Annotated in this window: 1 protein-coding gene; it reads right to left on the bottom strand. The window is 56.4% G+C overall.

Annotated features, from left to right (window positions below):
• Positions 1–169 precede the first annotated feature (169 nt).
• A partial coding sequence (locus tag BGN95_RS04135; protein ID WP_286771701.1) for an SOS response-associated peptidase family protein occupies positions 170–511 on the bottom strand: 342 nt, incomplete at its 5' end.

The following is a 511-nucleotide window of genomic DNA, read 5'->3' as shown; positions in this document are numbered from 1 at the left end:
CTGTAGGCATCGTGCGGAGGATCCGCTGCCTCGTTTCCCCCATTCGGGATGGCGATTTCCAGGTGGGGATGTTCGTCGCGGTCAACTTCACATGGCTGCGGCGTATAAACTTCCATTGGCAGGGCCGGAGCAACAAGCCTGTGTCTAGGCGGCCCTTCGTCAGGTGTTCTCAGCCTTCCTTCCTGCTCTGCTGGTTCGTGTGGCTCGGTCTTAGGCTCAGCCAAGAATCGGCCGTCCTTTCCATCTGGATCAACTCATCCGGGTAGCATCGCCCCTGAAACTGCATCACGTCGTCAAGGGAGCCTCTAAGCCATAGGTCTAGGTCTTCCTGATGCAGGAGTACCGGCATCCGATCATGGACAGGCCTTATCGCTTCGTTGCAGTCAGTCATGAGCCCTGAGTACACTGCACCCCATTCAGAGCTATCTTTCCACATTCCTGCCCAAGCGAAGACTGGCTGCTCTCTGACGCTGAACCAAGTTCGGGTTTTTGCACCTTTTTCGCCTTCTGC

The sequence above is a fragment of the Sphingomonas sp. 66-10 genome (assembly GCF_001897045.1).
Taxonomy (GTDB): Bacteria; Pseudomonadota; Alphaproteobacteria; order Sphingomonadales; family Sphingomonadaceae; genus Sphingomonas; species Sphingomonas lycopersici.
This window is presented reverse-complemented; position numbering and strand designations above follow the sequence as displayed.